25 protein-coding genes and 1 tRNA gene are annotated in these 26,237 nt (G+C 52.4%); 17 read left to right on the top strand and 9 right to left on the bottom strand.

Features of this window, described 5'->3' with window-relative positions; translation table 11 throughout:
• Positions 1-94 precede the first annotated feature (94 nt).
• A complete protein-coding gene (folB, locus tag L383_RS08900) occupies positions 95-463 on the bottom strand; it encodes a bifunctional dihydroneopterin aldolase/7,8-dihydroneopterin epimerase (RefSeq protein ID WP_014885275.1) in 369 nt (122 codons plus the stop codon).
• A 107-nt stretch (positions 464-570) separates the two neighbouring features.
• On the opposite strand from folB, the gene plsY reads away from it, so the two are divergent.
• The 9 genes from plsY to ureG all read left to right on the top strand — a co-directional run bounded on the left by plsY (position 571) and on the right by ureG (position 6,782).
• A complete protein-coding gene (gene plsY / locus L383_RS08895; protein ID WP_014833311.1) occupies positions 571-1,185 on the top strand; it encodes a glycerol-3-phosphate 1-O-acyltransferase PlsY in 615 nt (204 codons plus the stop codon).
• A gap of 111 nt (positions 1,186-1,296) precedes the next feature.
• The gene (locus L383_RS08890) at positions 1,297-2,124 is read left to right on the top strand and encodes an urease accessory protein UreD (RefSeq protein ID WP_023331327.1); all 828 of its coding nucleotides are present in this window, start codon (positions 1,297-1,299) and stop codon (positions 2,122-2,124) included.
• Between the two features lie 10 nt (positions 2,125-2,134).
• Positions 2,135-2,437: an urease subunit gamma gene (locus L383_RS08885; RefSeq protein ID WP_003862556.1), complete on the top strand. Its 303-nt coding sequence runs from the start codon at positions 2,135-2,137 to the stop codon at positions 2,435-2,437.
• Positions 2,438-2,447: 10 nt separating this feature from the next.
• The gene (locus L383_RS08880) at positions 2,448-2,762 is read left to right on the top strand and encodes an urease subunit beta (protein ID WP_023331328.1); all 315 of its coding nucleotides are present in this window, start codon (positions 2,448-2,450) and stop codon (positions 2,760-2,762) included.
• A complete protein-coding gene (ureC, locus tag L383_RS08875) occupies positions 2,755-4,458 on the top strand; it encodes an urease subunit alpha (RefSeq protein ID WP_023331329.1) in 1,704 nt (567 codons plus the stop codon). The genes L383_RS08880 and ureC overlap by 8 nt, the downstream gene beginning before the upstream one ends.
• Before the next feature lie 9 nt (positions 4,459-4,467).
• The gene (ureE, locus tag L383_RS08870) at positions 4,468-4,932 is read left to right on the top strand and encodes an urease accessory protein UreE (protein ID WP_014885279.1); all 465 of its coding nucleotides are present in this window, start codon (positions 4,468-4,470) and stop codon (positions 4,930-4,932) included.
• A 9-nt stretch (positions 4,933-4,941) separates the two neighbouring features.
• Entirely contained in the window at positions 4,942-5,481 is a 540-nt protein-coding gene (locus tag L383_RS08865) for a HupE/UreJ family protein (protein WP_014885280.1), read from the top strand.
• Positions 5,481-6,155 carry an urease accessory protein UreF gene (locus L383_RS08860; RefSeq protein ID WP_014885281.1) on the top strand — a complete coding sequence of 225 codons (675 nt, stop codon included), beginning with the start codon at positions 5,481-5,483 and terminating at the stop codon, positions 6,153-6,155. The genes L383_RS08865 and L383_RS08860 overlap by 1 nt, the downstream gene beginning before the upstream one ends.
• 9 nt (positions 6,156-6,164) lie before the next feature.
• Positions 6,165-6,782, top strand: coding sequence for an urease accessory protein UreG (ureG, locus tag L383_RS08855; RefSeq protein WP_014885282.1), 618 nt, complete (start codon positions 6,165-6,167; stop codon positions 6,780-6,782).
• Positions 6,783-6,868: 86 nt separating this feature from the next.
• Here ureG and tsaD read toward each other — a convergent pair whose 3' ends face one another.
• The gene (gene tsaD / locus L383_RS08850; protein ID WP_014885283.1) at positions 6,869-7,882 is read right to left on the bottom strand and encodes a tRNA (adenosine(37)-N6)-threonylcarbamoyltransferase complex transferase subunit TsaD; all 1,014 of its coding nucleotides are present in this window, start codon (positions 7,880-7,882) and stop codon (positions 6,869-6,871) included.
• Between the two features lie 236 nt (positions 7,883-8,118).
• On the opposite strand from tsaD, the gene rpsU reads away from it, so the two are divergent.
• From rpsU to rpoD, 3 genes are all read left to right on the top strand, one after another.
• Positions 8,119-8,334, top strand: coding sequence for a 30S ribosomal protein S21 (gene rpsU, locus L383_RS08845; RefSeq protein WP_001144069.1), 216 nt, complete (start codon positions 8,119-8,121; stop codon positions 8,332-8,334).
• 115 nt (positions 8,335-8,449) lie between these two features.
• Entirely contained in the window at positions 8,450-10,195 is a 1,746-nt protein-coding gene (gene dnaG / locus L383_RS08840) for a DNA primase (protein ID WP_014885284.1), read from the top strand.
• A 165-nt stretch (positions 10,196-10,360) separates the two neighbouring features.
• Positions 10,361-12,205, top strand: a complete 1,845-nt coding sequence (rpoD, locus tag L383_RS08835; protein ID WP_014885285.1) for an RNA polymerase sigma factor RpoD — start codon at positions 10,361-10,363, stop codon at positions 12,203-12,205.
• Between the two features lie 101 nt (positions 12,206-12,306).
• Here rpoD and mug read toward each other — a convergent pair whose 3' ends face one another.
• On the bottom strand, positions 12,307-12,813 hold the full coding sequence (mug, locus tag L383_RS08830) for a G/U mismatch-specific DNA glycosylase (RefSeq protein WP_014885286.1): 507 nt from the start codon (positions 12,811-12,813) through the stop codon (positions 12,307-12,309).
• Positions 12,814-12,938: 125 nt separating this feature from the next.
• Here mug and L383_RS08825 point away from each other — a divergent pair.
• The 5 genes from L383_RS08825 (at position 12,939) to L383_RS0124140 (ending at position 15,198) form a co-directional block, all read left to right on the top strand.
• Positions 12,939-13,014: transfer RNA gene (locus L383_RS08825), tRNA-Ile, on the top strand.
• Positions 13,015-13,154: 140 nt separating this feature from the next.
• On the top strand, positions 13,155-13,895 hold the full coding sequence (locus L383_RS08820; protein ID WP_023331330.1) for a hypothetical protein: 741 nt from the start codon (positions 13,155-13,157) through the stop codon (positions 13,893-13,895).
• Between the two features lie 73 nt (positions 13,896-13,968).
• The gene (locus L383_RS25195) at positions 13,969-14,193 is read left to right on the top strand and encodes a helix-turn-helix transcriptional regulator (protein WP_023331331.1); all 225 of its coding nucleotides are present in this window, start codon (positions 13,969-13,971) and stop codon (positions 14,191-14,193) included.
• A gap of 10 nt (positions 14,194-14,203) precedes the next feature.
• A complete protein-coding gene (locus L383_RS08815) occupies positions 14,204-14,395 on the top strand; it encodes a helix-turn-helix transcriptional regulator (protein WP_023331332.1) in 192 nt (63 codons plus the stop codon).
• Positions 14,396-14,550: 155 nt separating this feature from the next.
• Entirely contained in the window at positions 14,551-15,198 is a 648-nt protein-coding gene (locus L383_RS0124140; protein WP_023331333.1) for a YagK/YfjJ domain-containing protein, read from the top strand.
• Positions 15,199-15,233: 35 nt separating this feature from the next.
• On the opposite strand, the gene L383_RS08810 is transcribed toward L383_RS0124140, so the two are convergent.
• Genes L383_RS08810 through L383_RS08785 form a run of 6 tightly spaced genes read right to left on the bottom strand, consistent with a single transcriptional unit; the run spans position 15,234 to position 26,203 of the window.
• Positions 15,234-15,851: a hypothetical protein gene (locus tag L383_RS08810; RefSeq protein WP_023331334.1), complete on the bottom strand. Its 618-nt coding sequence runs from the start codon at positions 15,849-15,851 to the stop codon at positions 15,234-15,236.
• A 21-nt stretch (positions 15,852-15,872) separates the two neighbouring features.
• A complete protein-coding gene (locus tag L383_RS08805; RefSeq protein ID WP_023331335.1) occupies positions 15,873-17,231 on the bottom strand; it encodes an McrC family protein in 1,359 nt (452 codons plus the stop codon).
• Entirely contained in the window at positions 17,228-19,192 is a 1,965-nt protein-coding gene (locus tag L383_RS08800; protein ID WP_023331336.1) for an AAA family ATPase, read from the bottom strand. Before L383_RS08800 ends, L383_RS08805 begins: the two co-directional genes overlap by 4 nt.
• A gap of 29 nt (positions 19,193-19,221) precedes the next feature.
• Positions 19,222-22,470: a type I restriction endonuclease subunit R gene (locus L383_RS08795; RefSeq protein ID WP_023331337.1), complete on the bottom strand. Its 3,249-nt coding sequence runs from the start codon at positions 22,468-22,470 to the stop codon at positions 19,222-19,224.
• Positions 22,467-23,843 carry a restriction endonuclease subunit S gene (locus L383_RS08790; protein ID WP_023331338.1) on the bottom strand — a complete coding sequence of 459 codons (1,377 nt, stop codon included), beginning with the start codon at positions 23,841-23,843 and terminating at the stop codon, positions 22,467-22,469. The genes L383_RS08795 and L383_RS08790 overlap by 4 nt, the downstream gene beginning before the upstream one ends.
• Entirely contained in the window at positions 23,843-26,203 is a 2,361-nt protein-coding gene (locus tag L383_RS08785; protein WP_023331339.1) for a type I restriction-modification system subunit M, read from the bottom strand. The genes L383_RS08790 and L383_RS08785 overlap by 1 nt, the downstream gene beginning before the upstream one ends.
• Between the last annotated feature and the right edge of the window lie 34 nt (positions 26,204-26,237).

Here is a 26,237-nt window from a genome sequence, read left to right on the forward strand (position 1 = left end):
TAAAAAGATATAAAAAAACGGTCGCCCCAACGGCTCCCGTGAAAGATACAGCTATAAGACCGATATAACCTAAAATGGTTTAGCAATTATGACGTTAAATCTTACCTTTCAGATTTGTGCCACGCTCGATAATCACGCCCACATTGGCCGCACGCGCTACCGCTCCCGGCTTGCTCAGCTTGATGCGCACCCACGGTGAGTTGAATTTGGTCAGCAGCAGTTCCGCCACCTCTTCCGCCACACGTTCCACCAGCGCAAAACGCTGTCCTTCCACATGGCCGATGACCGTTTCACTGATGTCGGCGTAGCTCAGACAGTCATTCACATCATCGCTTTTTGCTGACTTGCGGTTGTCCCAGCCCATTTCGATATCGAACACTAACTTCTGCTCGATGGTCTGTTCCCAGTCGTAAACACCAATTGTGGTGATTACCGAAAGTTGCTCTATAAATACAATATCCATCACGACCTGCCTGCTTTTTGGCTAAACCGGATACCACTTCCGGCGAATTATGCGTATTATCCACAGATGCTGAGAATACAGATACATTTTCAAAACGGAACAGCGTTATGAGTGCAATCGCGCCTGGAATGATCCTCCTCGCCTATCTTTGCGGCTCAATCTCCAGCGCCATTCTGGTCTGCCGCATTGCCGGGTTACCTGACCCGCGTGAAAGTGGTTCCGGGAATCCGGGAGCGACCAACGTACTTAGAATTGGCGGCAAGGGAGCAGCCGTAGCGGTTTTGATTTTTGATGTTCTGAAAGGGATGCTACCCGTCTGGGGCGCTTATGCGCTGGGCGTCACGCCGTTCTGGCTGGGGCTCATTGCGATTGCGGCCTGCGTCGGCCACATCTGGCCCGTTTTCTTCGGTTTTAAAGGTGGTAAAGGCGTTGCAACCGCCTTTGGCGCTATCGCCCCTATCGGCTGGGATCTTACCGGCGTAATGGCGGGCACCTGGCTGCTCACCATCTTGCTGAGCGGTTATTCCTCGCTCGGCGCCATCGTCAGCGCGCTCATTGCCCCGTTTTACGTCTGGTGGTTCAAACCCCAGTTCACCTTCCCGGTGTCAATGCTCTCCTGCCTGATCCTGCTGCGTCATCACGATAATATTCAGCGTCTGTGGCGTCGTCAGGAGACCAAAATCTGGACGAAGCTCAAGCGAAAGAAAAAAGATCCGGAGTAAAACGCGCAACGCCGGCAGCAGAAAACGTATCCATAAGCGACTCATATGACAGCCTTCATTTCCGCCAGGGCATACTGAAACGTATCCCGATGGTGTGGAAATGGATGCAGCATGTTAGCAGCTCAGGTCACTGATAATACGTATAAAGGCTGGCAGGCATCGCTTGCCCTGCTGTTTTGTCACACCCCTGAGAAAACCCTCCTGCACGCCGCCCACCACGTCGGGCCGCTCACCGTTCAACGCCCGTTTTATCCCGAAGGGGAAACCTGTCACCTCTATTTACTGCATCCGCCCGGCGGCATTGTGGGCGGCGATACGCTGGACATTTCCGTTCGGCTGGACGCCAAAAGCCACGCGCTTATCACCATGCCCGGCGCCAGTAAGTTCTATCGCAGCAGCGGCCCGCAGGCCTGTCTGAATCAACACTTTTATCTCGATGATGGATCCACGCTGGAGTGGCTGCCGCAAGATACCATCCTCTTTCCCGGTGCCAATGCCGCACTGCGCTCCGTCTTCCACCTGAAGGCCTCCAGCACGCTGCTGGCGTGGGAGTTGTATTGCCTGGGTCGCCCGGTAATCGGTGAAACCTTCAGCCACGGCACGCTGGAGAGCCGCCTTGAGGTCTGGGTAGACGATGAACCGCGCCTGATTGAGCGTCAGCACCTGAGCGACGGCGAACTTGCGCCCGTTGCCGGACATCCGTGGCTCGGCACGCTGCTGTTCTATCCGGCCGGGGAAACGCATCTTGATACGGTCCGCGAGCGCCTCGCACCGCTGGGAAATTATGCAGGTGCAACGCTTACCGACGATCTGCTGTCGGTGCGTTTCCTCTCCCACGATAACCTGATTTGCCAGCGGGTGATGCGCGACATCTGGCAGTCGCTTCGCCCGCTTCTCACCCCTAAAAAAGCCTGTTCGCCGCGTATCTGGCAGACATAAGAGAAACGTTATGGAACTGACCCCCAGAGAAAAAGACAAGCTGTTGCTGTTCACCGCCGCGCTGGTTGCCGAACGCCGCCTTGCGCGCGGGGTTAAGCTCAATTATCCGGAATCGGTCGCGCTGATCAGCGCCTTTATTATGGAAGGCGCGCGCGATGGCGAAACCGTCGCCTCGCTGATGGAAGCGGGTCGTCACGTACTGACGCGCGACCAGGTAATGGAGGGCGTACCGGAGATGATCCCGGATATTCAGGTGGAGGCCACCTTCCCGGACGGCTCCAAGCTCGTCACCGTCCACAATCCGATCGTCTAAGGAGCACGTCATGATCCCTGGCGAATACCAGATCCAGCCCGGCACGGTTGCCCTCAACGTCGGGCGTGAAACCCAACAAGTGATTGTTGAAAACCACGGCGACAGGCCGATACAGGTCGGATCGCACTATCACTTTTACGAGGTCAACCCGGCGCTGAAGTTCGACCGGGAAGCCACCAGAGGCTACCGGCTGAATATTCCGGCAGGCACCGCCGTGCGTTTCGAGCCCGGCCAGAAGCGGGAAGTCACGCTGGTACAGGTGACGGGCGCGCAGCGTATTATCGGGTTTCGCGGCGAGGTGATGGGGGAGGTGAAAAATGGCTGACATTTCACGCCGGGCGTATGCCGATATGTTCGGCCCCACCACCGGCGATAAAGTGCGGCTGGCCGACAGCGAGCTATGGATCGAAGTGGAAGACGATCTCACGGTCTACGGTGAAGAGGTCAAATTCGGCGGCGGAAAGGTGATCCGCGACGGTATGGGCCAGGGGCAGATGACCGCCGACGACTGCGTGGATCTGGTGCTCACCAACGCGTTGATCGTCGATCACTGGGGGATCGTGAAAGCCGATATCGGCGTCAAGAACGGGCGGATCTTTGCCGTCGGTAAAGCCGGTAACCCGGATATTCAGCCCGGCGTGACGATCCCAATCGGCGCCGCAACGGAAGTGATTGCCGCCGAAGGGAAGATCGTGACCGCGGGCGGGATCGACACCCATATTCACTGGATCTGCCCGCAGCAGGCGGAGGAGGCGCTGGTTTCCGGCGTGACCACCATGATCGGCGGCGGCACCGGCCCTGCGGCGGGCACCAACGCCACCACCTGCACGCCAGGGCCGTGGTACATCGCGCGTATGCTGCAGGCAGCCGATACGCTACCAGTGAATATCGGCCTCCTCGGCAAAGGTAATGGCTCTAACCCGGACGCCCTGCGCGAGCAGGTCGCGGCTGGCGCCATTGGGCTGAAGATCCACGAAGACTGGGGCGCAACGCCCGCGGCGATCAACTGCTCGCTGGAGGTTGCCGAAGAGATGGATATTCAGGTGGCGCTGCACAGCGACACGCTGAACGAGTCCGGGTTTGTCGAGGACACGCTGGCCGCGATTGGTGGGCGCACCATCCACACCTTCCATACCGAAGGCGCGGGTGGCGGCCATGCGCCGGATATTATCACCGCCTGCGCGCATCCGAATATTCTGCCCTCCTCCACCAACCCGACGCTGCCCTACACGGTGAACACCATCGACGAGCATCTCGACATGCTGATGGTCTGCCACCACCTCGACCCGGATATTGCCGAGGACGTGGCGTTTGCCGAGTCGCGCATTCGCCGGGAGACCATCGCCGCTGAAGACGTGCTGCATGATATCGGCGCGTTCTCGCTCACTTCGTCAGATTCACAGGCCATGGGCCGCGTGGGAGAAGTGATTATCCGTACCTGGCAGGTTGCGCACCGCATGAAGGTCCAGCGCGGCGCCCTGCCGGAAGAGACCGGCGATAACGACAACTTCCGCGTGAAGCGCTATGTCGCTAAGTACACCATCAACCCGGCGCTGACCCACGGCATCGCCCATGAAGTCGGTTCCATTGAGGCGGGCAAGCTGGCGGATCTGGTGGTCTGGTCACCGGCGTTCTTCGGCGTCAAACCTGCCACCATCGTCAAAGGTGGAATGATCGCCTGCGCGCCGATGGGCGATATTAACGCCTCGATCCCCACGCCGCAGCCGGTGCATTACCGCCCGATGTTTGGCGCGCTGGGTACCGCGCGCCACGCCACCCGGCTGACGTTTATCTCCCAGGCCGCCAGCGCGAACGGCGTCCCGCAGCAGCTCAATCTGCAAAGCGCCACGGCGGTGGTGAAAGGCTGCCGGACGGTGAAGAAGACCGACATGATCCACAACGGTTTACTGCCCAATATTACCGTCGATTCGCAAACCTACGAGGTGCGCGTCGACGGTGAACTGATAACCAGCGAACCAGCCGACGTTCTGCCGATGGCGCAACGCTATTTCCTGTTCTGAGGAGTGATGATGATCTATTTAACCCAACGCCTGGACCACGCGCACCCGATTACCGCCAGCGTCACGCTGCCGATTGACGTGCGGGTGAAAAGCCGCGCCCGCGTGGCGCTGAACGACGGCCGCGAAGCAGGGCTGATGTTGCCGCGCGGCCTGCTGCTGCGCGGGGGCGACCTGCTGACGACAGACGACGGTAGTGAGGTCATCGAAGTGATCGCAGCGGCAGAGTCGGTCTCCGTGGTGCGCTGCGCCGACCCGTTCCTGCTCGCCCGCGCCTGCTACCACCTGGGCAACCGCCACGTGCCGCTGCAGATCATGCCCGGCGAACTGCGCTATCACCACGATCACGTTCTCGACGACATGCTGCGCCCGTTCGGGCTGGAGGTGACCTTCGACTCCCTGCCGTTTGAACCGGAAGCGGGCGCCTATGCCAGCGATGCCCACAGCCATAGCCACTCTCACGCTCATTCACATTAAGGATTAATTATGCGCAAGCTCCTCCCCCTGTTACTGCTGGCCTTTTCCGTTCCGGCGCTCGCCCATCCAGGCCACGGTGCCGACAGCTTCCAGGCCGGTTTTTTCCATCCTCTGACCGGGCTCGATCACCTGCTGATGCTCACCGGCGCGGGCGTGCTCTCGGCGCTGAGTGGCCGCAAACTCCTGCTGCCGTTTGCCACTCTCGGGATGATGCTCGTTGGCGCTGTTGCAGGCAGTCTGCTCGGCGGATTTAGCGGCATGGAGATGCTGATTATCGCCTCGCTGGCGGTCTGCGGCGTGATGATGTTTAAAACTGAAAACCGTCTGCTGCTGGCGGTACCTGCTCTGGCGATGTTCCACGGCTGGGCACACGGTGTGGAGATGTCCGGCCACAGCTTCTGGCTTTTCACCAGCGGGTTTATGTTCGCCAGCGCCACGGTGCTGTGCGCCAGCTTCGCGGCAGGTTTACTGCTGCGCCGTCATGACGGCCTGCGTAAAACGTTCGGCGGTGGGTTGATTGTCTCTGCCCTGCTGGCGTTGATGAGCTGATGGAGCACGCCCGCCAGTGGCTGCGCCTGATGCAGCTCTCCAGCAGTAGCCTGCCGGTTGGGTCGTTTACCTGGTCGCAGGGGCTGGAGTGGGCGGTAGAGGCAGGCTGGGTCACGAATGCCGACGCCTTTAAACGCTGGCAAATCCAGCAGATGGAGCAGAGCTTTTACTGCGTCGATCTGCCGCTCTTTACTCGCCTGTATCTCGCCTGCGAACAACAGGATTGGGTGGCGGCAAAACGCTGGACGGCATACCTGCTCGCCTGCCGGGAAACGCGCGAGCTGCGCGATGAGGAGCGCAACCGTGGCGCGGCCTTTACGCGCCTGATTAAAAGCTGGGAGCCTGACTGCCCGACTGAATGGCTGACACTGTGTATGCAGAGCCAGCTCTGCGGCATGGCGTGGCTCGGCGTGCGCTGGGGCATTGGCGCGCGCGAACTGGCGCTCAGTCTCGGCTACAGCTGGATTGAGAGCGCGGTGATGGCGGGCGTTAAGCTGGTGCCGTTTGGGCAGCAGGCGGCGCAGCAGCTGATTATCGACCTGAGCGACCACTTCGCCGCCGGGTTCGAAGAGGCATTTTTACGTGACGACGACGCGCTTGGCGCAGCCACGCCGCTGTCTGCCATCGCCTCCGCGCGGCACGAAACACAATATTCACGACTATTCCGTTCCTGAGGAGTCAACATGGCTGATTACAAACATCCCCTGCGCGTCGGCGTCGGCGGCCCGGTAGGGTCGGGTAAAACCGCCCTGCTGGAAGCGCTCTGCAAGGCAATGCGCGATACATATCATCTTGCGGTAGTCACTAACGATATCTACACCAAAGAGGATCAGCGCATCCTGACCGAGGCGGGCGCACTGGAGCCAGAGCGCATTGTTGGCGTGGAGACCGGCGGCTGCCCGCATACCGCCATCCGCGAAGATGCCTCGATGAACCTGGCGGCGGTGGAAGCGTTAAGCGAGAAATTCGGCAATCTGGACCTGATCTTCGTCGAAAGCGGCGGGGATAACCTGAGCGCGACGTTCAGCCCGGAACTGGCGGATCTCACTATCTACGTGATAGACGTGGCCGAAGGGGAAAAAATCCCGCGTAAGGGCGGGCCGGGGATCACCAAATCTGACTTTCTGGTGATCAACAAAACCGATCTCGCGCCCTACGTGGGTGCGTCGCTCGACGTGATGGCGCGCGATACCAACCGCATGCGTGGCGAACGTCCGTGGACGTTTACCAATCTGAAAGCGGGTGACGGTCTGGCGACGATTATTGCGTTTCTGGAAGAAAAAGGGATGTTGCGGGTGTAATGCGGTTTATCGCCGGGTGGCGGCTTCGCCTGACCCGGCCTACGGTTTTGTAGGCCCGGTAAGCGCAGCGCCACCGGGCAAAAAACTCACGCCTCAGGCAGTTCCGCCAGCGGCCAGCGCGGACGCACGGACACGCTCAGGTCAGACGTTGCCCCCGCGTTAAGACGCACCATCCCGGCGTAAGCGATCATCGCGCCGTTATCGGTACAGAACTCTGGACGGGCATAAAACACTTCCCCGCGACGCTTTTGCATCATCTCAGCCAGCTTCGCGCGCAGCGTGCGGTTGGCGCTGACGCCGCCCGCCATCACCAGACGCTTAAAGCCGGTCTGATCCAGCGCGCGCTTGCACTTGATCATCAGCGTATCGACCACCGCATCTTCGAACGCGCGGGCGATATCGGCACGGGTCTGTTCGCTGTCGTCGTTATTACGAATCGTATTCGCCGCGAAAGTTTTCAGCCCGGAGAAGCTAAAGTCCAGCCCTGGACGGTCGGTCATCGGACGCGGGAAGACAAAACGCCCTTCCGTTCCCTGCGACGCCATTTTCGAGAGCATCGGGCCGCCAGGATAATCCAGCCCCAGCAGCTTGGCGGTTTTGTCGAACGCTTCACCGGCGGCGTCGTCGATCGACTCGCCCAACAGCGCGTATTTGCCAATGCCCGTTACGCTAATCAGCTGCGTATGACCGCCGGAAACCAGCAGCGCAACAAATGGGAACTCAGGCGGATTCTCTTCCAGCATCGGCGCCAGAAGGTGACCTTCCATATGGTGAACCGGAATGGCCGGCACGTCCCACGCGAACGCCAGCGAACGGCCTACCGTCGCGCCAACCAGCAGCGCGCCCACCAGACCCGGACCCGCGGTATAGGCCACGGCATCAATATCAGTTGAACGTAACCCGGCCTCTTTCAGCGCCGCCTGAATCAGGGGAACCGTTTTACGCACGTGGTCACGAGAGGCCAGTTCCGGCACGACGCCGCCGTAGTCAGCGTGCAATTTCACCTGACTATACAGTTGGTTGGCCAGAAGGCCTTTTTCGTCGTCGTAAATGGCGATGCCGGTTTCATCGCAGGATGTTTCAATACCCAGTACACGCATGACTTGTTTTACCTCGTTTCACTACCGCGCAGTGTAGAGCCTGGGCGGAGTGATGTAAAACTTTGTTCGCCCCAGGAAGAAGGCTCGTGTATACTCCTCACCCTTATTAAAGTCCCTTTCAAAATCGCATCGGTGCTTTACAAAGCAGCAGCATTTGCAGTAAAATTCCGCACCATTTTGAAATAAGCTGGCGTTGATGCCAGCGGCAAACCGAATTTATTAAAGGTGAGAGTTACATGCCGGTAATTAAAGTACGTGAAAACGAGCCGTTCGACGTAGCACTGCGTCGCTTCAAACGTTCATGCGAGAAAGCAGGTGTTCTGGCTGAAGTTCGTCGTCGTGAGTTTTATGAAAAACCAACGACCGAACGTAAGCGCGCTAAAGCTTCCGCTGTGAAACGTCACGCGAAGAAACTGGCTCGCGAAAACGCACGCCGTACTCGTCTGTACTAATCGCTTGAGGGCCTCAGTCCTCAATTGACAGACAGAGTAGTAGTCGTAAGGCCGTGCTTCCGGAAGGAATGCGCGGCTTGTTTTCGTTTATAAGTCGCTTAAATTTTTGGGGCATATGGCCGGAAGAATCCCACGCGTTTTCATCAACGATCTGCTTGCCAGAACCGACATCGTCGATCTCATCGACGCGCGGGTAAAGCTGAAAAAGCAGGGCAAGAACTACCATGCGTGCTGTCCGTTCCATAACGAAAAAACCCCCTCTTTCACCGTTAACGGTGAAAAGCAGTTCTACCATTGCTTTGGCTGTGGCGCACACGGTAATGCCGTCGATTTTTTGATGAACTACGACAAGCTCGAGTTCGTTGAAACCGTCGAAGAGCTGGCGGCGATGCATAACCTTGAAGTGCCGTATGAAGCAGGCAGTGGGCCAAGTCAGATCGAGCGCCATCAACGGCAAACGCTGTATCAACTGATGGATGGCCTGAATTCGTTTTACCAACAGTCTCTTAAGCACTCTGCGGCTGAGCCTGCGCGTCAATACCTGACAAAGCGCGGACTGAGCGACGATGTGATTGCGCGTTTCGCTATTGGTTACGCCCCGCCCGGCTGGGACAACGTGTTAAAACGTTTTGGCGGCAATAGCGAAGATCGTAAGTCTCTCATCGACGCAGGCATGCTGGTCACCAACGACCAGGGACGAAGCTACGACCGCTTCCGTGAACGGGTGATGTTCCCGATCCGCGATAAGCGTGGCCGGGTGATTGGTTTTGGTGGTCGCGTGCTGGGTGATGCCCTGCCGAAATACCTCAACTCCCCGGAAACCGATATTTTCCATAAGGGCCGCCAGCTTTACGGTCTTTATGAGGCGCAGCAGGATAACGCGGAACCTCCGCGTCTTCTGGTCGTCGAAGGCTATATGGACGTTGTCGCGCTGGCGCAGTACGACATTAACTATGCGGTGGCGTCATTAGGAACGTCCACGACGGCAGACCATATCCAGCTGCTGTTTCGCGTCACCAACAACGTGATTTGCTGTTACGACGGTGACCGCGCAGGACGCGATGCCGCCTGGCGTGCGCTGGAAACGGCGCTACCGTATATGACCGACGGGCGTCAGCTACGCTTTATGTTCCTGCCGGATGGCGAAGATCCGGATACGCTGGTGCGTAAAGAGGGCAAAGCGGCGTTTGAAGCGCGGATGGATCAGGCTCAGCCGCTCTCCACGTTTCTGTTTAACAGCCTGATGCCGCAGGTGGATTTAAGTACCCCTGACGGGCGCGCGCAGCTCAGTACGCTGGCGCTGCCGTTAATCAGCCAGGTGCCCGGCGAAACGCTGCGTATCTATCTGCGTCAGGAGTTAGGCAACAAGCTCGGCATTCTGGATGACAGCCAGCTTGAACGTTTAATGCCTAAACAGGCTGAAAACGGCACGGTTCGCCCCGCGCCTCAGCTAAAACGCACAACCATGCGTATACTGATAGGGTTACTGGTACAAAACCCCGAACTTGCGCCGCAAGTGCCATCGCTGGCGGGTTTGAACCACGAAAAATTGCCCGGACTTGGCTTATTTTCAGAACTGGTCAACACGTGTTTGTCTCAGCCAGGTCTGACCACCGGACAACTTTTAGAACATTATCGCGGCACAAAAGAGGCCGCTACCCTTGAAAAATTGTCGATGTGGGACGATATAGCAGATAAGGACATTGCAGAAAAAACGTTCACCGACTCGCTCAACCATATGTTTGATTCGATGCTTGAGTTGCGCCAGGAAGAGTTGATAGCTCGCGAGCGCACGCACGGCTTAAGCAGCGAAGAACGCCGGGAACTCTGGATGATTAACCAGGAACTGGCGAAGAAATAAGTGAAAGACAAAAGTATTTAACGGCTTAAGTGCCGAATATCGATCGGGGAGCCCCCGGCAGCCGCACTGAGAGGCAGCGGCCAAAATATAAGTACGCCCTCGCTTTAAAGGTTGGCAGCCCCATCGCCGACACCAATCAAACGAATTAAGTGTGGATACCGTCTTATGGAGCAAAACCCGCAGTCACAGCTGAAACTTCTTGTCCAACGCGGTAAGGAGCAAGGCTATCTGACCTATGCCGAGGTCAATGACCATCTGCCGGAAGATATCGTCGATTCAGATCAGATCGAAGACATCATCCAAATGATCAATGACATGGGCATTCAGGTGATGGAAGAAGCACCGGATGCCGATGATCTGTTGCTGGCTGAAACCTCCAACAATACCGACGAAGATGCGGAAGAAGCTGCCGCACAGGTACTGTCCAGCGTTGAATCTGAAATCGGGCGTACCACTGACCCGGTCCGCATGTACATGCGTGAAATGGGTACCGTTGAACTGTTGACCCGCGAAGGCGAAATTGACATCGCAAAACGCATCGAAGACGGGATCAACCAGGTTCAGTGTTCTGTTGCCGAATACCCTGAAGCGATCACCTATCTGCTGGAGCAGTACGATCGCGTTGAAGCGGAAGAAGCGCGCCTGTCTGACCTGATCACCGGGTTTGTTGACCCGAACGCGGAAGAAGATCTGGCGCCTACCGCGACTCACGTTGGTTCCGAACTGTCTCAGGAAGAGATGGATGACGACGAAGACGAAGATGAGGAAGAAGACGACGACAGCGCGGACGATGACAACAGCATCGACCCGGAACTGGCGCGTGAGAAGTTTGCCGAGCTGCGTACCCAGTACGAAGTCACGCGTGACACCATCAAAGCGAAAGGCCGCAGCCATGCCGCCGCGCAGGAAGAGATCCTGAAACTGTCTGAAGTATTCAAACAGTTCCGCCTGGTGCCAAAACAGTTCGACTACCTGGTAAACAGCATGCGCGTGATGATGGATCGCGTACGCACCCAGGAACGCATCATCATGAAGCTGTGCGTTGAGCAGTGCAAAATGCCGAAGAAGAACTTCATCACCCTCTTCACCGGCAACGAAACCAGCGAAACCTGGTTCAACGCCGCTATCGCGATGAACAAGCCATGGTCTGAAAAACTGCACGACGTGAAGGACGATGTCTATCGTGGTCTGCAGAAGCTGCATCAGATTGAAGAAGAGACCGGCCTGACCATCGAGCAGGTCAAGGACATCAACCGTCGTATGTCTATCGGTGAAGCGAAAGCCCGCCGTGCGAAGAAAGAGATGGTTGAGGCGAACTTACGTCTGGTTATCTCTATCGCCAAGAAATACACCAACCGTGGCCTGCAGTTCCTGGATCTGATCCAGGAAGGCAACATCGGTCTGATGAAAGCGGTAGATAAGTTCGAATACCGTCGTGGTTACAAGTTCTCCACCTACGCTACCTGGTGGATCCGTCAGGCTATCACCCGCTCTATCGCGGATCAGGCGCGCACCATCCGTATTCCGGTGCATATGATTGAGACCATCAACAAGCTCAACCGTATCTCCCGCCAGATGCTGCAGGAGATGGGCCGTGAGCCAACGCCGGAAGAGCTGGCTGAGCGCATGCTGATGCCGGAAGACAAGATCCGTAAAGTGCTGAAGATCGCCAAAGAGCCAATCTCCATGGAAACACCAATTGGTGATGATGAAGATTCGCATCTGGGTGATTTCATCGAGGATACCACCCTCGAGCTGCCGCTGGACTCTGCCACCACCGAGAGCCTGCGCGCTGCGACGCACGACGTTCTGGCCGGCCTCACCGCCCGTGAAGCAAAAGTGCTGCGTATGCGTTTCGGTATTGATATGAACACGGACCACACGCTGGAAGAAGTGGGTAAACAGTTCGACGTGACCCGCGAACGTATCCGTCAGATCGAAGCGAAGGCGCTGCGTAAGCTGCGTCATCCAAGCCGCTCTGAAGTGCTGCGTAGCTTCCTGGACGACTAACCTGTCCTGACAGTGAAAAAGCTCCCTTCGGGGAGCTTTTTTTTGTTTATTCCCTCTCCCTGTGGGAGAGGGTCAGGGTGAGGGCATCAGGCCGCAGAGGATTACAGCCCCCGCACCATCAGCGCCTCATCCAGCTCCCGATACGCCTCTACCAGCTTATCCAGCGTCGCCCTGTTGAGCCCGCTCGGGTTCGGCAGCACCCACACCTGCGTCACGCCGATGGTGATGCTCTGCTTACCCCATTTAGCGCCGCGCTGGCTGAACGCCTGCTCGTAGGCCTGCTTGCCGAGGATCGCCAGCGCTGCGGGCTGATAGTCCTCTATCTTTTTGACCAACTCCCGTCCGCCGCTGCGGAGCTCATGCAGATTGACCTCGCTCGCCTGCACCGTCGGGCGCTCGACAAGCATAGTAATGCCGCAGCGCGTATCCAGCAGGTGCTGTTCCTCTTCGGGCCTGAGTAATCTGTCGGTAAACCCGGCCTGGTGGATCACTTTCCAGAAGCGATTGCCCGGATGGGCGAAGTGAAAGCCGGTGTGCGCCGAGGACTTACCCGGGTTGATTCCGCAGAACACCACCCGCAGGCCAGGGGCCAGAATATCGTTGATCATTTTTACTCCCACTCGATACATCGTCAGGGAAGTATAAAGGATTGATTATGCATTGTTTATAAAAACAGCAGGCAGGTGTGAATGGCTGGATTGCTGTAGAGAGTTACTTTATAATTCACCGCCACGGCCCCTTAGCTCAGTGGTTAGAGCAGGCGACTCATAATCGCTTGGTCGCTGGTTCAAGTCCAGCAGGGGCCACCAAATATATCAAGGACTTAGATGAGAAATTATCTAAGTCCTTTTTCTTTGCGTCAAATTTGGGTCAGGTAATGGGTCAGGTAATGGGTCAGGTAACGTTTTGGCTTCGAACCTGAAATGCCAACTTCCAGACTAAGGTTTACATGAACACTTTTGCTTCGGACATCCATGCTCTGCTGCAACGCCTCGTCAGCGAAGAAACCCCAAACCTGAGTAAGTACGATAAGGATTTGCTATCACACCTTGAGGTGGCGCTATATAACTTACTGGTGGCTGAAAATGGATTGGAGTCAGTTTACAAGGTTCGTTTCGAGGATAGCGGCCATCTGTTAAAGCAACAAATTGCAGGTATGGGTCCGGGCTCAGTTACTGATTTAAAGGCCGATTTTCAGGTACTGGCTCCCCGATTTATTTTAAACCATTTGAACATCTTACGACTCGATAATGTAAAGCGTTACCTTTCTGACCGATTCAACAAAATCACGCTTGTAGAGTCAGGCCATGTTGTAAACAGCATGAGAAAAGATGAAAACCAGCGAGAAACTAAAAAACGGAAAAATGGTGGTCAAAAGAGCCATGAACGCATGGAGACAGTCAAGAATCATATTCATAATCTTGCAATGGCCTTTTTGGAAGTTCACTCTCCCAGACCTTCAGATGCTTCATTTACGTTGAAAGAAGTAAATGCTGCCATACATGAAGATGTCATCAATTTCTTCAAAGAAAATCCTGAGCTTCCCCAGAGCAAAAAAATCCTCTTAAATCCCGATAACTCGCCTAAGGATGGACCTGACGCCACGCGTGCTATCGAAGACAAACTACGTTTGCTCAGAAAAGAAGGTCGGCTTAGACCATTTTTTGAGCCATCAACACCGAACCAGTAAGTGGTTCGGTATACGTCCCCAGTCGTACGAACCAGAATGCCTCCTACCCATTAAAACCAAAGAGGCATTATCAATGTTTGAAGTTTCACCAGAACAACGCCTTAGCATTCTAAAAACCTATGGACTGACTGTCGACAGATTGGTACGTGAAGATGAGCGCAAATCGATTACCAGCATCTCTCGTTCTCGTGCATGGGAGCTAGAAAATCAGGGCAAATTTCCCCCGCGCAAAAAACTGGGTTCTCACAGTTGCGCATGGCTGCTTTCTGATTTGTTAGTCTGGAGCCATCAGCGTTAGGGAGTCCGATATGGATATTTTCTCTCACAATAATATGGCACCGGTTTCTTTCCGACGTTACCTCAACAAAGTTGAAGTGTGCCTTTTTCTTCGCATCAGCTTACCGACGCTTAACCGCTGGATACGTAATGGCGATTTCCCCCCACCCCATAAATTTGGTCAGTGCATTGTGGGCTGGCCGCCAGAAATAGTTAAACGCTAAAGGATATAACGAAAATCAGCAGGCTCCCGGAGCCTGCGGGTTTTATTTATCATAAGCATGAACCTGAATGGCGTAATTTTTACAGACAATAAACCATCAGAGCTACAGGCCTCATGGCCATATTGCCAAAACTAACTCAGGATTATTTATAATATATGTCCACCAGCACACCCATGAATCCGTTTCAGATATCAAGAAAAAAGCTTGGTGTCTTTATCTATCAAGGTTATGCCTTACCCGTGTATGAATGTTCTCAGCGTGCGGTATATCCTGAACCTAAAATCATGCGTGCGATGATGAACTGCCTTACTGAGATATTCAGCCAATCGACTAAAGTGCTGGTGCTACGTTTCGACTTGCATGTCAAAGAACACAGCGAGTCTAATCAGGTCATCAGCCAATTCAGTCAGACACTGGCAAGCACACTGAAGAAACAATATTCTGGTACCTGGTTTCATCTGATGTGGGTTCGTGAGCATGGTCGTAGCCCGAAACAGCATTATCACTGTGTGTTAATGGCTAACGGTCACAAGATACAGCATCCGGCGAAACTCATCCCAATGATAGAGGAGCACTGGCAGACCTCTTCCGGGGGCACTTTCAGCCTGCCATCTAACAGTTATTATTTCTGGAAACGTGGCGATAGCCATTTACTCGGCCTGATTATTTATCGGCTCAGTTATTTGGCGAAAAACATCACTAAAAAACGTTTCAATACCAAAACCAGACGTTACGGCAATCGTTGTATCTCTGCCAGCAGACAAATTCCCACACAAACGCTGAGTGTACTGTTAGGCTCATAGAGATTAGCCAATATAAAACGTTAAAGTGGAATTAATTAACGCACCTTATCCTTTAAACAAGAATGTTTTTTCACGATGCCAAGCTTCGTTATTTTGATGGCCACTTGCTCAAGTTCACCGAGGTTTACTGAGCAAATTTTAAAGTAATCATTGCCAGTGAATGGCTCAGAATGAGAATAGCTGCGCTCATTATTCACCGAAGAGCAACTAGCTGAATGCAGGCAAGTTGAATTTGTAGGATCCAGTCCAAGGCTTTCCTCACTCCTTTTTAGCAAATTTAAAACATAGCCTTCAGGGTTTGAATTCAGCCAGTCTTTATATTGCGCTTCGCTGTTATAAAGCTCCTCGCTGTGAAATCGTACAATGGAAGCATGTTGCCCAGTAATATATTTCATCGCAGCTAGCAAATAGGAGGCTTTGAAAGTCACATCCTGGTAGTCTTTCGCTAACAAACTTTCACTTTCTTCAAACCGCTCAACAAACGCCGCAACTTCTTTAGGATCGATACGGCTGATATTATCTTTTCCATTTCGAACAAACAGCTTTGTTTCTTCAGCGTAGAGAGTAAAAGGTACATTCCTTGACCCAGTGAACAGCTCAACAGGTTGGGAAAATGACTCCAACAGTAAATGGTAGAAATCCTTATAGGCCATTATTACTCCTCCCTCATCTCTCTAACCCACAAGTAATTCGTGGCTATTTTGTTGTTCGTCATAAACTGGTGAAGGATCATCACCGGGGAAGCAACGGAACGAATCCTGCCACTCGCCTTTTACCAACTCACCAGATTCAAGGTCAAAGGGCACACACCATAGAGATAAATCTTCGTCGAAACGGAACACCGGCAATGGTGTAGCAAAGTACTGATGGCGGGGATAAATCAGCATCATATTGCCTTGCCCATGAAGGTACTTTTGCCCATAGGCGAACATCTGATACAGGTCAACCTGGCTCATTTCATACTTCTTCAGACTGTCACCGGCTCTGTTATCTAATAGCTTCCATTTGGCATCCAGAACTACCGTCTGCTCACCGTTGATAAGAAAGTCCGGTTTAAGCATAAACCATCGTTGATATGACTCTTCACCAACAGGGACATGCTCTAACAAGTACTGGCTCTTAGTCTGTTCTATAAGTTTGAAATCATGATGCAACGCTCCAGCCAGGCCGTATCCTACCCAGCCTTCATATAACCTCTCCATCGGGAACAACAGGGAAATTCCCTGATGGGGTCCATGTTGAAAATCTGGATTCATTTGCTCAAGAATGAGCTGGCACCACGGTTTTATGGCACGATAGTCGAGGAGATACTTGCCGTCACTCCATTGCCTCAAGGATTGTGTCGTATTGCCACAAATAGGCTCTATTCCATCCAGTTGGTGGCTAAGTGAATTTGCTAGCCTCCAGCTCTGCCCTTGTCTGGTCATTTTAAGCGCCCAATCCAAAGCCGTCCGTAACAGGCGGTTTTCGATGCGCTGAGGGGAGAACTCCGCATAGCGCACATGAAAATGAGTGCCTCTGCCCGGAGGCATTCTCATTTGTGCAGTGACATTCAATTGACCGCGGATGAACGCGCTATGTTCGTCCTCGATGAGGTGATAATCGAAACGCAGTCCTTTGCGTACTAAATCAGCAAGATGCCGCAAAAACTCACTGATTATCCATTCATGTAGAGGCTGCTCACTACGTTGCAATGCCGCCTGGTTCGCCTCGCGGGGCGTAATGCCTAAAGAGGCGCTTAGCATTCGGCGTAAAAGCTGACGTAGAGGGTCTACCTCCGTTGGCGCTTCAAATGTGGTTTTTGGCAGAATTTCAATTGACTCGCCATTCGGGGATTGTAGATAACCGACATAGCTTCCCAAACGCAAAAACCGCTTCCCTTCTCGGCTGAGAATTTGAGAGGTCCCACTCCACGTTTGTTGCAATTGCTCAAGCCAGGATAAGGTTGCCTCAGAGACAATTCCCAAATCCATGCTGGCTGGTTGAGAGTTATCACAGGTAAGCAGAGCATATTCCCGGACCTGGATCATCATGCGACAATACCCTGATAAGCCTCTGCCGACGCGAAAGCATCTTGATTGATACGGAAGCGCCTGTCAGACAAACCATCCGCAATATCTTTCGGAAATAATGCAGAAAATGCTGGTAGTTGTACTGACTGCTGCAACAGAATAAAACGGTTTTCTTTCGCTTTCACCGAATCATTCAACACCCAACCAATGCGTTCATAATCATCAAAGAAATACTCTCTCAGCAATGGAATGATTTTGTCCTGGAAGATGCTGGCAAGACAGGCTTCGCGGTCGGCATTATTTTCTAATTTTTTTAGCGGCATAAAGTAAGCATGGCCAATCATATGCTCACTATCCAGCAGCGCTTCGATACGCTGATTAATACGCGTTAACAACGTTTCGACATCAACACCGAACGCAGTGACCCCAGCTAACAGCTCCGGTCGTGCAGGCATTTCGGTAAAGCTAAAGCGTCGTCTTAGCGCCAGGTCCATTTGGATAAGTGATTTATCCGCAGTATTCATCGTCCCAATGACATAAACATTTTGCGGTACTGAGAATGCTTGCTTTGAATAAGGAAGCATCAGCGACCGCTCATCATCGGCCCCTTGACGTTTGTCCGGCTCAAGAAGAGTAATAAGCTCACCAAAGATACGCGCTATATTACCGCGGTTGATTTCATCTATTATCAGTACATGTGGTAGATCCTGACTATCGACATTATCAACAGGAGCCAGCAACTGGGTTAATTTTTCACGATCAATCGTCGTATCCTGCAACTCATAAAGGGTCATCTGAGATAATGACTTGATGAAAATTTGCTCTTTAGGAAGACTTGGGGTGTATGTCCTTAGCCATTTAACTGAACGCATTTGATGGTAATACTCACGTTCATCATTGGGTAAATAACTATACTCACCTGTCATCTCAGCTATTGCACGGAACTTATGATTTCCATCAGAGACGACGACTAAGTCGCCATTCTTAATAATATTTTTAAAGGTATTCACGGCAACAGCCATATAATTACTGGTGCCTTCCAGTGACTGTTTTTCTGATGCAATCCGAGCTTTAACTGACTCATAGGTAGAGCAGTTACTAAAATCGATATCTTCTCCCCAACCTAGCAGGACATAATTGTTTGCCAGGCAGTCCTCATACACATCCTCTTCTCCGCCCATGGTATTACCCAGAGACATCTTCCAGATCCGCCGACCTTTGAGTGAGATAGATTGTGTTGCACTCCCCTGAACTTTAACCCTGGAGTTCAGGCACAGCTGTTTAAAAATACCATCCACAACTTCGTAGCGAAGCGCACCCGATTTTTCATCAGTAGTTGCGCGAATCCCTTCGATAAAATCTTCATAGGAGAAGCTCTGGTGGAAGGTGGTAAACATAATGCGCTGCTTTTCTACCAACGCCTTATAGCGTTCTTTTACCAACTCCCGTAAGTCATTGTCATGATGTTCCCGCGTGGTCTGTTGGTACCACGCATTATCGGCAATTTTGACCGCCATCTCGGTGGTACTGTAGGTTTTACCCGTGCCTGGTGGCCCAAAGAGAATCTGGTTTAAAGGGTACATTGGCAATTGTTCCTTGTTTTGGTTATCTCTTTTTAGTCCAGGTTGTCCACCCAGCAAAGCCACCAGCGCCTGTAACGCTTCAACGGATTCAACATCTACCGCAAAACCATATTGGGACGTACCATTATCTTTCGGGTAACGGCGGTAGCTGGTGCTTTTTACTTTTTCCCAAAGGCAGTGGATACCCTCGATGCGATCAATTTCCGCCTTTAGGGCATAAGTTTCTGGTGCAAGAACTAATGGGCTCTTTTTAACCACGCCGTCCCGGCTACGTTTGACGTACAGATACTTTCCATTCCCGAGTACGTGCTCGGATGCATAGCTTGGCTCGAATTTTCCAGCCTCAAGCCGGTACCCCAATTCATTCAACGCCTGGTATATCTCGAGCGAATTCAGCATTTCTTACACCACTCCTTGATGAAAAAGCGTTAAGCCCCTTTCAACATATCAAACACCACGCGGGCAAAGCCCTTCGCCAGTTCAGGGTTAGAAAGGTATTGCACCATCATCTCCTGCTGGGCGTCGTTGCTGTCCATCACGGCATCATCAATGGCTTTCGGGAAATCCCCCAGCATCGCCTGCTCGCGCGTATTGTTCGCGATCTGGGTCATCACCGCCTGGTTTTCTGACAGCTTGTCGCGCACCGCGAAGGCATAATTAATCATGTCTTTATCAGTGAGATTATCGGTAACGAACAGCTCATTAAGACGCGCCAGGATATTCGACAGAAACTCTTCTTTTTTGTCCTTCGGCTTCGCTGTGCCGACATCATTCCCCGGTGTGATTTTGTATTCTGCCGCATCTTCCTGCAGCTTTAGGTGCTGTTCGTGAAGCTTCGACAGGCGATAATGGCTCATCTCCACGTTGCTTAAATCAATTTCATCTTCTTCAATATGCTGTTCATGCAGTAACGGACGCAAATGACGAGCAAAGAGACTCAGCTTTTCAAGATTCTTGTCGTCATAATCGACGATTTGCGACATAAACTCGTAAAAGCGGACAAAGCTGCCGAGATCTTTCTTGAAGATATCCAGCTTACTTTTTTCTTTCTCGCACTCTTTAAAGGTGTTTTCCGCATTGGTGATCAGCACAACATCACCGGTCTTCTTGGTGCGTTCAAACATCTCTTTGGCCAGCATATAGGCATCAATCGCTGAGGTGTAACGATGCTTCCAGCGCTGCACTGCAGGTTTACAGATATTGCTAATGGCCGCGTTGGATTTGTTTTTACTGAAGAACGCCTCACAGAACTGCTCCACTTCGTTCCACAGGAAAATACCGCTGGTACGCAGCTTTTCATAAAGCTCAAAGACCAACTGCGGATCGCTGACATCCATCAGCTCTGCTGTCTGGTAGTACGGCTGGAAAGCCCCCAAAATCTCATCAGGTTCGTTGTAGAAATCGAGCACAAACGTGCCGGACTGTGCCTTCCCTGGATAGGTACGGTTCAGGCGCGACAGCGTCTGTACGCACTCCACGCCCCCCAGCTTTTTATCCACATACATAGCGCAGAGCTTGGGCTGGTCAAAACCGGTCTGGAATTTGTTCGCCACCAGCATCACCTGGTAGTCATCGGTATCAAACGCTTTACGCATATCCCGGCCTTTCAGGCCTGGGTTCATATTGATCTCGGTGAACTTTTGATTGAGCAGCGCAAGGCTGTTGTGGTCATCTTCATGGAATTCCACCTCCCCGGAAAACGCCACCATTGCGCTTATCTTGTCGTACTTGTGCTCGGCGATGTATTTATCGAACGCCAGCTTATAACGCACCGCCGCCTTACGCGAACTGGTCACCACCATCGCTTTTGCCTGGCCAGCCAGTAAATGCATCACATGCTTGCGGAAGTGCTCAACAATCACCTTCACTTTCTGCGACACGTTATGATCGTGCAGCGAGACCCACTGGTTAAGTTTGATTTTGGCTTTTTTGCTGTCCACTTCCCGGTCAGGATCGTCCAGCTTTTGCAGTAGCTTATACGCCACCTTGTAGTTGGTGTAGTTCTTCAGCACATCGAGAATAAAGCCTTCTTCGATGGCCTGACGCATGGAGTAAACGTGGAACGCTTCCGGCTTATTGGTTTTTGAAGCTGGTTCCTGCGGGTTAGGACGACGGCCAAAAAGCTCCAGGGTTTTGGCTTTCGGCGTGGCGGTAAAGGCGTAATAGTTGAGATTGTTGCTGCCTTTGCGCGCGGCGACGGTGGCATCCAGAATATCTTCTGAAGACATCTCCACATCGTCATCTGTTTCTTCGGTCATCAGCACTTCTTTCAGTTGACGCGCCGTAGAGCCGCTCTGCGAGGAGTGCGCTTCATCGGCAATCACCGCGTATTTACGCTGCTTGAGGCTGACGCTGTTTTCAATGGCCTTCAGCACAAACGGGAAGGTCTGAATGGTGACGATAATGATTGGCTGCGAGTTTTCCAGCGCGCTGGCCAGCTTCTCTGATTTAGAGCCATCACCTTCTTTGTTATTGATACGCCCGACTACGCCATCCTGATGCTCAAACTGATAGATAGTGTCCTGCAGCTGATCGTCCAGCACGGTGCGGTCCGTCACCACAATCACCGAGTGGAACTGCTTCTCACCATTCTCATCGTACAGGCGGGAAAGCTGATGAGCCGTCCAGGCGATAGAGTTCGATTTACCCGAACCCGCACTGTGCTGAATCAGGTATTTATTGCCGGTGCCTTCCACCGTGGCGGCGGTGATCAGTTTATTCACCACATCCCACTGGTGATAGCGCGGGAAAATCAGGCTCTCGCTTTTGTACTTTAGTCCAATGGCGTTTTCTTTTTCGACGATTTGCAGATGCACAAAACTGGCAACAATTTTCAGCAGATTGTCCGGCAGCAGCACCTCGTTCCACAGGTAGCTGGTGGCGTAGTCGTTGGCATCTTCCGGGATATCGTTTCCTGCACCGCCGTCATGGGTGCCTTTGTTAAACGGCAGGAAGAAGGTTTTATCGCCATCGAGTTTGGTCGCCATAAACACTTCGTACTGGCTGACGGCAAAGTGCACCAGCGCGCCGCGTTTAAAGGTCAGCAGCGGCTCAGGCTTATTGGTGCCAGGGTCCTTCGGTAAACGCGTTTTCTTATATTGAGTAATGGCGTTTTGCACCGTCTGCTTAAATTCAGACTTCAGTTCGAGGGTCGCTATCGGCAGGCCATTGACGAACAGCACAAGGTCGATACGCCACTTCTTCGCTTTTATACCCGTTTCTTCGAATGCGGCGTTCGACGCATGCGGGCTGTAAACCAGCTCCGGCACAATGCGGCAGATATTCTGTTTGTAGCGCGTCAGGGTTTCCGGATTGAGGTTATGTTCCGGTTTAAACTGGCACAGGGAAAAACGCGCGTTATGGCTTTTGATACCATGACGCAGCACGCCGAGCGTACCGTAGGTGCGAGACAAAACATCGGTGGCATTGATATCTGCTTTTTTCAGCTGCGCCACCATCGCATCGAGGAAATGACGCTCGGTATCGGTAGGATAAATTTTGGCAAACTTCTCCCACTCCTGCGGCTGCGTGGTCTGCACAAAGGTCAGCGCATCCTGCGAGTACAGCGCACGTTCACGATCATAGCCGTCGGTTTTTCCACTAACCCAACCTTTTTCCTCCATCTGAGTAATTATCTCATTTTGGAAAATCAGTTCTTTGGTGCTATCCATGCTCATGCGGTGGCCTCCTGTGACTCCTCAGTGCCCTGCGTGTCAGGGGCAACCCAATCGCGGACGTCGATTCTTCCGGTGACGGCGGCGGAGATAAGGGCAGCGCGGCGTTCCAGGAGAATGGTTATTGCGGTCATAGCATTGTCGGTAACCACATCATATTTTTTTGTAATACTATTTAAAGCATCAACAATTTCCTGCTGTTCGTTTTTTGGTGGCAAAGCCAACCATATCTTTATCAGACGAGTGAGCCCAAGATCATTATTTGTTGCACCTTGGGTATAAAGTTGAGATTGGGCGTAGCAAGATGTGCCATTTAAAGAATATGCTATGAAATCTGGGACGGCTTTTTCTTTTAATATTTTTAATACAGCTACGTGAACCCATACTTGAAATTTATCTTCAATATCAACAGTTCTAGCTATTCCCGTCGTGCCACCTTTTGTGTATAAAACATCACCTATTTCAGGGATCACTCTTTTGGAAAACTCATTGTAATCCTTTTCAGTTATATATTTAGCATCATCTAATGACCACCCATTAACTTTGATATTTCTTGCAGAAATAAACAAAACTCCTGAATCAACATAGTTAGGAGAGAAATGAGGCCCATCTGATACTTGATAACAAACCTTTCCTAATTGTATTGGAACCCAATGCTCCGGCACTTCCCCCAACCACTCCACGCCAGAATCTTTCATCGGCGCATCAGAGTTTAGCCCTTTGGTGACGGCATGGCTAATTACTGCCTGACGTTTTTCTTTCAGCAGTTCAATCAGTTGCTGTTGCTTCTCGATCATGTTGTCGATTTTTGTGGTTTCGTGATCGAGGAAATCTACTATTATTGATTGCTCTTTTTTACTTGGAAGCCCAAATTTAAAATTATTTAGAACTTCTGAAGGTACCCTCTTCAATCCACCAGCACCGGTCATAGCACCTTCAGCTATGGACATGAAGTTATCTTCCTGAAGACGATAAAATAAAAAATTATTGTTTATAATATCATTGCAACGTAAAACATAAATTTCAGAAGAACCAAATCCTATGCCATTATTCAAATCATGCGCAACGACCATGTTTTTATTTTCGAAGCATGGTGTGACTTTTGCAATTAGGATGTCTTCATTTTCAAAATATGTATATCCATTATATACATCGGTAACATCTTTTATTTCATCTAAACATAAGGAATTGAATTTGAGCTTTTCCATCGGAATGAAGCTACACATCCCTTTCATTTTTTCTACGCTAATGCTTGATTTAGAAGGATTTAATTGAGCAACATGTTTTATTGCTAGCGTTGTCCAATGAGCTGGAAGTTCGCCCAACCACTCCACCCCAGAATCCTTATACTCCGGATACGCCTTATACTTAGCCATCAGGAATGTACCTCCTGCAGCAGCTTCATAATCTCGGCGCTGACCGCATCCAGGTCGGCATCAATTTCTTCCAGCGGGCGCGGTGGCTGATAGACGTAGAAATGGCGGTTAAACGGAATCTCGTAACCGACAATCCCTACCTCGCCATCTTTCGCATCGCGCTTATCGGCGTTGATCCACGCGTCATTCACGTGCGGCAACACTTCGGCTTTGAAGTAGTTTTCAATCAGGTCGCTGGTGGACACTGCTGGGTTCAGCGGCACGTTCTCGTTATCGCGTAACTCACCGTCTTGTTCAAACTCAACCACTTTGCCTTTGTATTCAAACGCACCGTACAGCGGCTGAGCGGCTTCTTTCAGCACCTTCTTCACCACCGGTTCGGCATCCGGGTTTTTGGTGGTGATGGCGTCGATAAACTGCTTATTCTCTTTCGTGTCCAGCTTCACGCCAGCCGCTTTGATGGCCCCTTTCAGGGTCAGCTGGAACTGGTTAAAGTCATTGCTTACCAGCGTTTTGCCACCCGCCTGCGTACCCAGAGCCGTCTGAATCTGCTGCGCTTTTTCCATCAAGGCGCGCTGCGCCAGCCACAGTTTGCTGTCGAGCAGATCTTTAATCTGCTTCTCTTTCAGCTCGGCAAATTCAGCTTTAATGATGGCGCGCACATCGGCTTCCAGCTCGGAGAAATCACCGTAGTTATCCTCCTGCCATTGGGCTACGAACTCTTCATACAGACGTTCCATCGGCGCGTTAAACGGCTTCGGCGCAAAGCGCAGAGTCGCAATCGCCTCATCCGTCACCTGAGCAGATAAACGCAGCGGGCGTTCAATCGTCAGACGGCGATAGCCAAAGTCGGTGCTGTTAAAGATTTTGCTTGCGAAGGTTTTCGGCGTTTCGGTTTTGGCGGTGGCAGGCTGGCGACCACGGTTGGATTTTTGCTCGGCGGCTTTTTCCAGACCCAGTTCTTCCAGGGTTGTAGCATCCACTACTTCAAAATCACCAAAGGTCTGGGTGATCAGCTTGATATCGTCTTCGCCCATCAGGTTGCGCTTGGAACCCAGCGATTTACGCATTTTCCCGCACAGGTTGGTGCCATCAATCAGCTGGACTTTGCCTTTACGCTCAGGCGCTTTCTTGTTGGAGAGGATCCAGACGTAGGTGGCAATGCCGGTGTTGTAGAACATGTCCGTTGGCAGCGCGACAATGCCTTCCAGCAAGTCGGCTTCCAGAATGTAGCGACGGATTTCGCTCTCGCCACTGCCCGCACCACCGGTAAACAGTGGGGAACCGTTAAGGATAATCCCGATACGCCCGCCGTTGCTCACGGTGCCATCCACATTGTGGTTGTCGCGCATTTTGCTGATCAGGTGCATCAGGAATAGCAGCGAGCCGTCGGATACACGCGGCAGGCCCGGGCCAAAGCGACCGTTAAAGCCTTTCTGCGTATGTTCGTCGTTAATCTCGCCCTCAATCTTCTTCCAGTCCACGCCAAACGGCGGGTTAGAAAGCATGTAGTCGAACTGGTCCAGCGGAAGTTGGTCGTTAGAGAGGGTGTTACCCAGCTTAATACGGCTGACATCCTGACCTTTGATCAACATATCGGCTTTACAGATAGCGTAGGATTCCGGGTTCAGCTCCTGACCAAAGGCGCGCATGACCGCGTTAGGGTTCAGCTCGTGCACATATTCCATGCCTGAAGAGAGGAAGCCGCCGGTCCCGGCCGTCGGGTCATAAATGGTGCGGATAATACCAGGCTGCGTCAGGGCTTCATCATCTTCCATAAACACCAGCGAGGTAGTCAAACGCACAATATCACGTGGGGTGAAGTGCTCCCCGGCGGTCTCGTTAGAGCTTTCCGCGAAACGACGGATAAGCTCTTCAAACACCAGGCCCATCTCATAGTTGGAAATTGCTTTCGGACTGAGATCGGTGGTGGCGAATTTTTTCACCACTTTAAATAGCAGGTTGGCGTCTTCCAGCAGGCCGACGAACTCACTGAATTTGAAGTGTTCGAAGATTTCACGCGCATCGGGTGAGAACGACTGGACGTAGTTCTCCAGGTTGGCTTTGATGTCGTTCTGCCCCATCTTGCCCAGATCCATCTTCGAGGTGTTGAAGAAGGAAAGTGTGCTGGCGCGCAGCAGAAACTTCTCTTTGGCATCTTCCGGCAGTGAGCTGGTTTTTAACTCATCATATTTCGCCACCACCGCATCTTTGGTCTCCGCCAACACGCACTCAAGACGGCGCAGCAGTGTAAAGGGCAGGATCACACGCCCGTACTGAGACTGTTTAAAATCACCGCGCAGCAGATCGGCCACCGACCAGATAAACGCAGCCGTTTGAGAAAAGTTCGTGTTAGTCATGAGCGACACCCAAAAAAATGGCATAAAAAAGTGG

Origin of the sequence: Enterobacter sp. MGH 37, from assembly GCF_000534515.1 — a bacterium.
In the GTDB taxonomy this organism is placed as follows: domain Bacteria; phylum Pseudomonadota; class Gammaproteobacteria; order Enterobacterales; family Enterobacteriaceae; genus Enterobacter; species Enterobacter kobei.